A 7,308-nucleotide genomic window follows, 5' to 3' on the forward strand; every position below is an offset into this window, starting at 1 on the left:
CTCGACAAGCTTCGTTGCCTCGGCGAATGAGGGGCGCGCGCCGTACTGCCCGACTGATCCGCACCGAGGCATTCGCCAAGCGCTACTTCCTCTGTGTCGTGGATCACATGGGAGGGTGTCACGGACCGCTCGGCTGATCTGTCCCATGGTCGTCAACCTCGCGAACGACCACAGGAGCGAAGATGAACGCCGAAACCCGGATCGTGATAGTCGGCGGCGGCTACACCGGAATGCTCGCCGCACTGCGCCTGGCCCGGCGGACCCGCCGCGGCGAGATCCGCATCGTCCTGATCAACCCGTCGGACCGATTCACCGAGCGCCTGCGCCTGCATCAGGTCGCGGCGGGTCGGGAACTCGCGCGGTATCGCATCCCGGATCTGCTCACGGGCACCGGGATCGAATTCGTCCGCGCCCGCGTCGTTTCGCTGGAGGCTCGAGCTCGGCAGATCCGGTTGGACACCGGTCGCACCCTGCGCTACGACCGCCTGATCTACGCCGTCGGCGCGACCGCCGACACCGCGCGCATCCCCGGCGCGGCCGAGCATGCCTGGACGCTCGACGATCCCCGCGTCGTCCACCGCTTCGCCGCCCGGCTCGCCGAATGCCGCACCGTCGCGGTGCTCGGCGCGGGTCCGACCGGTATCGAGGCCGCCACCGAAATCGCCGCGAACAATCCGAATACCCGCGTCACCCTCATCGGAATCACCGAACCCGGCGCGATGATGGGGGAGCGCGCCCGCGCCTACCTGCGTCGCGCGCTCGACCGTCTGGGCGTCACCGTCGTTGTCGACCCGGTCACCGAAGTCCGCCCGGATGGCATCCAACTGGCGAGCGGCACAACCATTCCCGCCGACCTAACCCTCTGGACCGCGGGCGTCCGTAACGCACCGCTGGCCGCGTCGGCGGGCATAGCGACCGACCCGCGCGGCGCGATCCTGGTGGACGCGACCCTGAAATCGGTGTCGCACCCGGAGATTCGCGCCATCGGCGACGCCGCGGCCGTCACCATGCCGTGGGGTCCACTGCACGGCACCTGCCAGAGCGGAATGCCGACCGCCGCGTACGCCGCCGACACGACCGCGCGGGAACTGCGCGGAAAGCCGGTGCGCCCCTTCCATTTCGGCTACATCCACCAACCAGTGAGTCTCGGCCGCCGCGACGCCGTCATCCAATTCACCCACCCCGACGACACTCCGCTGCGCGCCCATCTCACCGGCCGCCTCGCCGTCGTCTACAAGGCGGCCGTCAGTGCGAGCCCGGTCCCGGTCTTCCGACTCGCCAAATTCCTCGCGACACCGGTCACCCTCCCGCGCGGAGGTTGCGCACAGACCGTCCTCGAGCGCGCGACGATCGAACAATGACCGCGGATCCCTTCCTCGACAATCGCCGCCTGCTGTTCGCGACTGCCTATCGCATGCTCGGCACCGTCACCGATGTCGAGGATGTCCTCCAGGACGCCTGGTTGACCTGGCATCGGACCGAGCGGACCGAAGTGCGAAATCCGGTGGCCTACCTGGTTCGGACCGTCACCAACCTCGCGCTCAACCGGTTGACCTCCGCACAGGCGACCCGCGAGAGCTACATCGGCCCATGGCTGCCCGAACCGCTGGTCACCACACCGGACCTGGATCCCGATCTGGCCGAGAGCGTGTCGCAGGCGATGCTGGTGGTGCTCGAGACATTGAGTCCGGTCGAGCGCGCGGTATTCCTGCTGCGCGAGGTGTTCGGCTACTCGCACGCCGAGATCGCCGACGCACTGGACCGCCCCGAACCGACCATCCGTCAGATCGCCCATCGCGCCCGCGCCCGCGTGCGGGCGCGCAGGCCGCGCTTCGACGCGGATCGAGACGCTCGCGCGCAGGTCACCGAGATGTTCATGGCCGCGGCGGCGGGTGGGAACCTCAATGCCCTGATGGATCTGCTGGCCCCGGAGGTCACCGCGTGGACCGACGGTGGTGGCGTGGTCACCGCTGCACGGCGGCCGCTGCACGGCCCGGATCATGTGGCCCGCTGGATCGTCGGCGTGCTGGCCAAGCCCATCGTCGCGGGGTTCACCATGGAACCGGCCGTCCTCAATGGCGAATTGGGCGTCATCATCCGGCTCGGCGGCGTCGCGGTGTCGACCTTCGACTTCGACCTGGAGCACGGGAAGATCCGCGATCTGCGGTTTCAGGCCAATCCCAACAAACTCGCCGGACTCGCGATGAATCCACTCTGAACAGGTTGTATTCCTTGACGGGTATATGCCGACGGCGATATATTCGGCCGATGGCGAACGATGTGTTCGCGGTGGTGGCCGAATCGCGCCGCCGCCGCATTCTCGACCACCTGCGCACCGGCCCGGCCACCGTCGGCGACCTGGTCGACCGACTCGACCTCGCGCAGCCCACCGTGTCCAAACATCTGCGCGTCCTGCGCGAGAGCGGCTTCGTCACCTGCGAGGTCGACGCCCAACGCCGGATCTACCATCTCGCCCCCACACCGTTCGCCGAACTGGACGACTGGCTCGCCCCCTACCTGCGGCTGTGGCCGCGACATCTCGACGCGCTCGGACGTCACCTCGATCGAAAGGATGCCCACCCATGACCTACACCCCGACTCCGCCGCACCGGATCGAACTCGTCGAGGCCGACGGCCACTGGTCGCTGATCTTCCATCGCGAGTTCCCCCAAGCACCGGACTCCGTCTGGTCCGCGCTCACCGATCCCGACGAATTGCGCGAGTGGGCTCCCTACTCGGCGGATCGCGCCATGGACAAACCGGGACCGGTCACCCTGCTCATGGCGGGCGCCGACGGCAGCACCGAGCTGCCCGGCGAGATCAGCATCGCCGAACGTCCCACCCTGCTCGAATTCACTTGGGGCGGCGACCCGATCCGCTGGGAGCTGAGCCCGCGCGGTTCGGGTACCGCGCTGCGGCTCACCCAGCGCATCCCCGCCCCCGGCGCCGCCGCCATGATCGCCGCGGGCTGGCACATCTGCCTCGACGTCGCCGAATACCTGCTCGCGGGCAGCCCGATCGGCCCGATCGTCGGCGCGGCCGCCATGGATCACGGGTGGTCCGACCTGAATATCGGCTACTCGCAGCAGTTGGGTATCGAGCCGATGGATCCGCCCAACGCGGGATAGCTCGCGATCCGCGGAACACGCCCTAGGCTCCTGCGATGTGACCAGCGCATTCGATGCCGAGGGCGGACAGACCAGCGCCTCCACCCTGGAACTGTTCTTCGATCTCGTCTTCGTCTTCACCATCACCCAGCTCACCCACGTCTACACCCACGATCCGGGCTGGGCCGCCCTCGGCCAGGTGGCGGTCCTGTTCGGGCTCATCTGGTGGATGTACAGCGGCTACGTCTGGCTCACCAACGAAGTGGCGCCCAACAGTTCGGCGCGCCGCACCTGGCTGCTGATCGGCATGTTCGGCTTCTTCGTGCTGGCACTGGCGATCCCGGACGCATTCCACGGCACCGGCATCGCCTTCGGACTGGCCTACCTGCTCGTCAATGTCATCCACAGCGCGCTGTTCGCCTCCGCCGGTGGACAATCGGCGACCCGCGCGATCCGGCGCATCGCCCCGCTCAACGGTGTGGCCGCGATCCTGGTGCTGGCCGGGGGATTTCTCGACGGCCCGCCCGAATATCTGTGCTGGGCCGGTGCTTTCGCCTTGCAGATCATCAATCCGCGCCTGGTGCAGATCGAGGGCTTCGTGGTGCGCGCGCACCACTTCTGCGAGCGGCACGGACTGGTCGTCATCATCGCGCTGGGCGAATCCGTCGTCGCCATCGGCGCGGGACTGGCGGGGGAGCCGATCACCGTCGCGCTGGTGGCCCAATGCGCGCTCGGCCTCGCGTTGACCTACGTGCTGTGGTGGTCCTACTTCGGCGTGGACGACGAACGCGGCGAACACGCCCTCGCCGCCGTCCCGGACCGGGAACGCTCCGTTCCGGCCGTGCTCGCGTACGGATATTCGCTCTACCCCTTGCTGATCGGCATCGTCGTCCTCGCCGCGGGCATCAAAATGAGCATCGCGCACGGCAATTCGCGCGCCTCGCTGACGACGGCGGCGACACTTTCCGGCGGCGTCGCCCTGTACTTTCTGGGCCAGTTCTTCTTCCGGTTGTCGCTGCGACTGCCGCGCGCCCGGCTGCGCCTGGTGTCGGCCGGTGCGGTGGCGGCGACCATTCCGATCGGGGTGGTGTGGGTGTCGTGGGCGCAATTGCTCGCGCTGGTCGTCGTCGGCTACGCCGCGGTCATCACCGACGACCTGATCACCCTGCGCGGCGGCGGACACAGCCAGTACATCTAGGGCGCATACGTGTGTATTGTGTTGCGCCTGGGGGGATCCAGCTCGAACGTAGGTTCCTTCCGTCGGAATATCGTTCTATCGCAAGGAATCTCGTGTCGAGAAACATCGTTCTGAGCTGGTTGTTCGCCGCCGCTGTCGGCCTGTCCGGCCTGGTCGCCACCCCGGCGGGCGCGGCGCCCGCCCAAATCGCGTGTGCGACGGGTGAATACGAGAATGTGGACCACCAGTGCGTCTCGGGTCCCGAACGCAGCGAGACTCCACCGGCGGGCGCGACCGCGCAGTGCGGCGACGGCACCTACAGCCACAGCAAGAACCATCGCGGTACGTGCTCGCGCCACGGCGGCGTGGCCAGGTGGCTGGCCTGACAGCCGTGTCGCACACGGAGTCGGCGAGAATGTTCGGCTGTGTGTTCCGATGATCTCGCCGTAGACCCGCCCTCGGCCGCGCGCCGACTGCTCGGCGCGATCCTGTGGTCGGGTCCGGTGGCAGTGCGGATCGTCGAGGTGGAGGCCTACGGCGGTGATCCGGCCGGGCCGTGGCCCGATCCCGCCTCGCATTCGGGCCGAGGTCGAACCAAACGCAACGCGGTGATGTTCGGGCCGCCGGGCGTGCTGTACGTCTATCTCAGCTACGGCATGCACACCTGCCTCAATGTGACCACCGGCCCGGACGGCACCGCGAGTGCGGTGCTGCTGCGCTCGGGCGAGATCATCGCCGGTGTCGAATCCGCCCGCGCCCGCCGCCCCGCCGCCCGCACCGACGCGGATCTGGCACGCGGGCCGGGCAATCTGGGCAGCGCGCTCGGCAGCACCCTCGCCGACTACGGCACCCGGCTCCTCGATCCCGCCGCCCCGATCCGTCTCGAACTCCAGGAGCCGATCGCCGAGATCGCCTACGGTCCCAGAGTGGGTGTCAGTCAGGCCGCCGACCAGCCCTGGCGCTTCTGGCTCCCCGACTCGCCCGCCGTCTCCGCCTACAAGCGCAGCCCGCGCGCCACCCGACCCGCGCCCTGACCCTGGCCGGGGCCTCGCCCCCGGCAGGTCGGAAACTCCCTCGACGCCGGGTCGAGGCGTGACCACACTGAGCCGCACGTCGAACCCCAACTACCGTGCGGAAAGATGGAACATCGTGAGCGGCGACATCATCGATGAATTGACCTGGCGCGGACTGATCGCGCAGTCCACCGACTTGGACGTGCTGCGCGCCGCGCTGACCCCCGGCCCGTTGACCCTCTATGCCGGATTCGACCCCACCGGCCCCAGTCTGCACGCCGGTCACCTGGTTCCGCTGCTGGCGCTGCGGCGCTTCCAGCGGGCGGGCCACCGACCCATCGTGCTGGCGGGCGGCGCGACCGGCCTGATCGGCGACCCGCGCGATGTCGGCGAGCGCACCATGAACTCCGCCGACACCGTGGCCGACTGGTCCCGGCGCATCCGCTCCCAGCTCGAGCGCTTCGTCGATCTCGACGATTCGCCGACCGGCGCGCTCGTCGCCAACAATATGGACTGGTCCGGGCAGCTCAGCGCCATCGACTTCCTGCGCGATATCGGCAAGCACTTCTCGGTCAATGTCATGTTGGCCCGCGACACCATCAAGCGCAGGCTCGACGGCGAGGGCATCTCCTACACCGAATTCAGCTACATGCTGCTGCAGGCCAATGACTTCGTGCAGTTGCGCCGCCGCTTCGACTGCCGCCTGCAGGTCGGCGGCTCCGATCAGTGGGGCAACATCATCGCGGGTGTCGAACTGAACCGTCGCGTCGACGCCGAACAGGTGCACGGCATGACCCTGCCCCTGGTGACCTCCGCCGACGGCAAGAAGTTCGGCAAATCCACCGGCGGCGGCAGTCTCTGGCTCGACCCGGAGATGACCAGCCCCTACGCCTGGTACCAGTACTTCGTGAACACCGGCGATACCGATGTCATCCGGTACCTGCGCTGGTTCACCTTCCTGTCCCGCGAGGAACTGGCCGAACTGGAACAGGCCACCGCCGAGCGCCCTCATGCGCGCGAAGCCCAGCGTCGACTGGCCGCCGAGATGACCACCCTGGTGCACGGGGAGGCCAATACCCGCGCCGTCCAACTCGCCAGCCAGGCGCTGTTCGGTCGCGGCGAATTGCGCGAACTCGACGAGTCGACACTGGCCGCGGCCCTGCGGGAGGCCGCCGTCACCGGCGATGTCGCCGAGTTGGCGTCGGGCGAACCGAACACGATCGTGGACCTGCTCGTCGCGAGCGGACTGTGCGACAGCCGCGGCGCGGCCCGCCGCACCGTCAACGAGGGCGGCGCCTCGGTCAACAACGAGCGGATCTCCGACCCGGAATGGACCCCGTCCGAGGGCGACTATCTGCATGGACGCTGGCTGGTGCTGCGTCGGGGCAAGCGCAATCTCGCCGGGGTGCTGCGGTCCGAATCCTGATCGCGCGGTGGCTCGGCTCACATTTTCCTGAGCCGAGCCGCCCATCGCCCCCGTCGCGAGGCGCTGACATGCGCAAACGCGATGGCGTCCAGGCGATTTGACGTAGCGTTTCCGAGCACGTAACTTTATCCAAGTCAGAGCGACACGGACACCGACCCGGAGCCTCTAGCAGCGGAAACGTCGCCGGAGAGCATGGGAAACGAGGTAGGACGAGGAGCGCCTGACCAGCCAGTTTGATCAGAGGTTCGAGCGGACTTGACTTCGCTTGGACTGTTGGTTAGGCTAGAACAGTTGCCCTTCAGGAGGTCCGGTAATCCGGATCGATTGGTTGTGCGTGTGTTCTTTGAGAACTCAATAGTGTGTCGATGAATGTCAGTGCCAATTTTTTGGTTTCTTTCCTTCATACCCCCGTGTGGAGGATGGATATTTTTGAAGTCAGCTAATTTCCGGCTGGCGTATTGTTTTGCTGGGTTTTCGGACTCTAGTGAATTATTCTGATCGTGCCTTTCGGGGTGTGATTGTGAGTCTTCAACGGAGAGTTTGATCCTGGCTCAGGACGAACGCTGGCGGCGTGCTTAACACATG

General features: G+C 67.4%; 8 protein-coding genes. All 8 read left to right on the plus strand.

Translation table 11 applies throughout. The annotated features are described in order from the left end of the window. Nucleotides 1-182 precede the first annotated feature (182 nt). The 8 genes from D5S18_RS32280 (at nt 183) to tyrS (ending at nt 6,723) form a co-directional block, all read left to right on the plus strand. Nucleotides 183-1,361: an NAD(P)/FAD-dependent oxidoreductase gene (locus tag D5S18_RS32280; RefSeq protein WP_120044897.1), complete on the plus strand. Its 1,179-nt coding sequence runs from the start codon at nt 183-185 to the stop codon at nt 1,359-1,361. After that, nucleotides 1,358-2,218: an RNA polymerase sigma factor SigJ gene (gene sigJ / locus D5S18_RS32285; protein ID WP_120044898.1), complete on the plus strand. Its 861-nt coding sequence runs from the start codon at nt 1,358-1,360 to the stop codon at nt 2,216-2,218. Before D5S18_RS32280 ends, sigJ begins: the two co-directional genes overlap by 4 nt. A 50-nt stretch (nt 2,219-2,268) precedes the next feature. Continuing rightward, complete coding sequence (locus D5S18_RS32290; protein WP_120044899.1) at nt 2,269-2,586, plus strand: ArsR/SmtB family transcription factor; 318 nt, start codon at nt 2,269-2,271, stop codon at nt 2,584-2,586. Further along, on the plus strand, nt 2,583-3,128 hold the full coding sequence (locus D5S18_RS32295; protein WP_120044900.1) for an SRPBCC family protein: 546 nt from the start codon (nt 2,583-2,585) through the stop codon (nt 3,126-3,128). Before D5S18_RS32290 ends, D5S18_RS32295 begins: the two co-directional genes overlap by 4 nt. Nucleotides 3,129-3,165: 37 nt before the next feature. Further along, complete coding sequence (locus tag D5S18_RS32300; protein ID WP_120044901.1) at nt 3,166-4,305, plus strand: low temperature requirement protein A; 1,140 nt, start codon at nt 3,166-3,168, stop codon at nt 4,303-4,305. A 92-nt stretch (nt 4,306-4,397) separates the two neighbouring features. After that, the gene (locus D5S18_RS32305; protein ID WP_239004134.1) at nt 4,398-4,670 is read left to right on the plus strand and encodes a DUF3761 domain-containing protein; all 273 of its coding nucleotides are present in this window, start codon (nt 4,398-4,400) and stop codon (nt 4,668-4,670) included. Between the two features lie 39 nt (nt 4,671-4,709). After that, nucleotides 4,710-5,318, plus strand: a complete 609-nt coding sequence (locus tag D5S18_RS32310) for a DNA-3-methyladenine glycosylase (RefSeq protein WP_120044902.1) — start codon at nt 4,710-4,712, stop codon at nt 5,316-5,318. Between the two features lie 115 nt (nt 5,319-5,433). Further along, nucleotides 5,434-6,723 (plus strand): tyrosine--tRNA ligase, encoded by a 1,290-nt coding sequence (tyrS, locus tag D5S18_RS32315; protein ID WP_120044903.1) that lies wholly within the window; start codon nt 5,434-5,436, stop codon nt 6,721-6,723. The last annotated feature ends 585 nt before the right edge of the window (nt 6,724-7,308 follow it).

The sequence above is a fragment of the Nocardia panacis genome (assembly GCF_003598715.1).
GTDB classification, from domain to species: domain Bacteria; phylum Actinomycetota; class Actinomycetes; order Mycobacteriales; family Mycobacteriaceae; genus Nocardia; species Nocardia panacis.

Excerpts from the sequence above, each read along its gene's own strand:
- D5S18_RS32280 (WP_120044897.1), top strand. The coding sequence starts at position 183 with ATGAACGCCGAAACCCGGATCGTGATAGTCGGCGGCGGCTACACCGGA.
- sigJ (WP_120044898.1), top strand. The coding sequence starts at position 1,358 with ATGACCGCGGATCCCTTCCTCGACAATCGCCGCCTGCTGTTCGCGACT.
- D5S18_RS32290 (WP_120044899.1), top strand. The coding sequence starts at position 2,269 with ATGGCGAACGATGTGTTCGCGGTGGTGGCCGAATCGCGCCGCCGCCGC.
- D5S18_RS32295 (WP_120044900.1), top strand. The coding sequence starts at position 2,583 with ATGACCTACACCCCGACTCCGCCGCACCGGATCGAACTCGTCGAGGCC.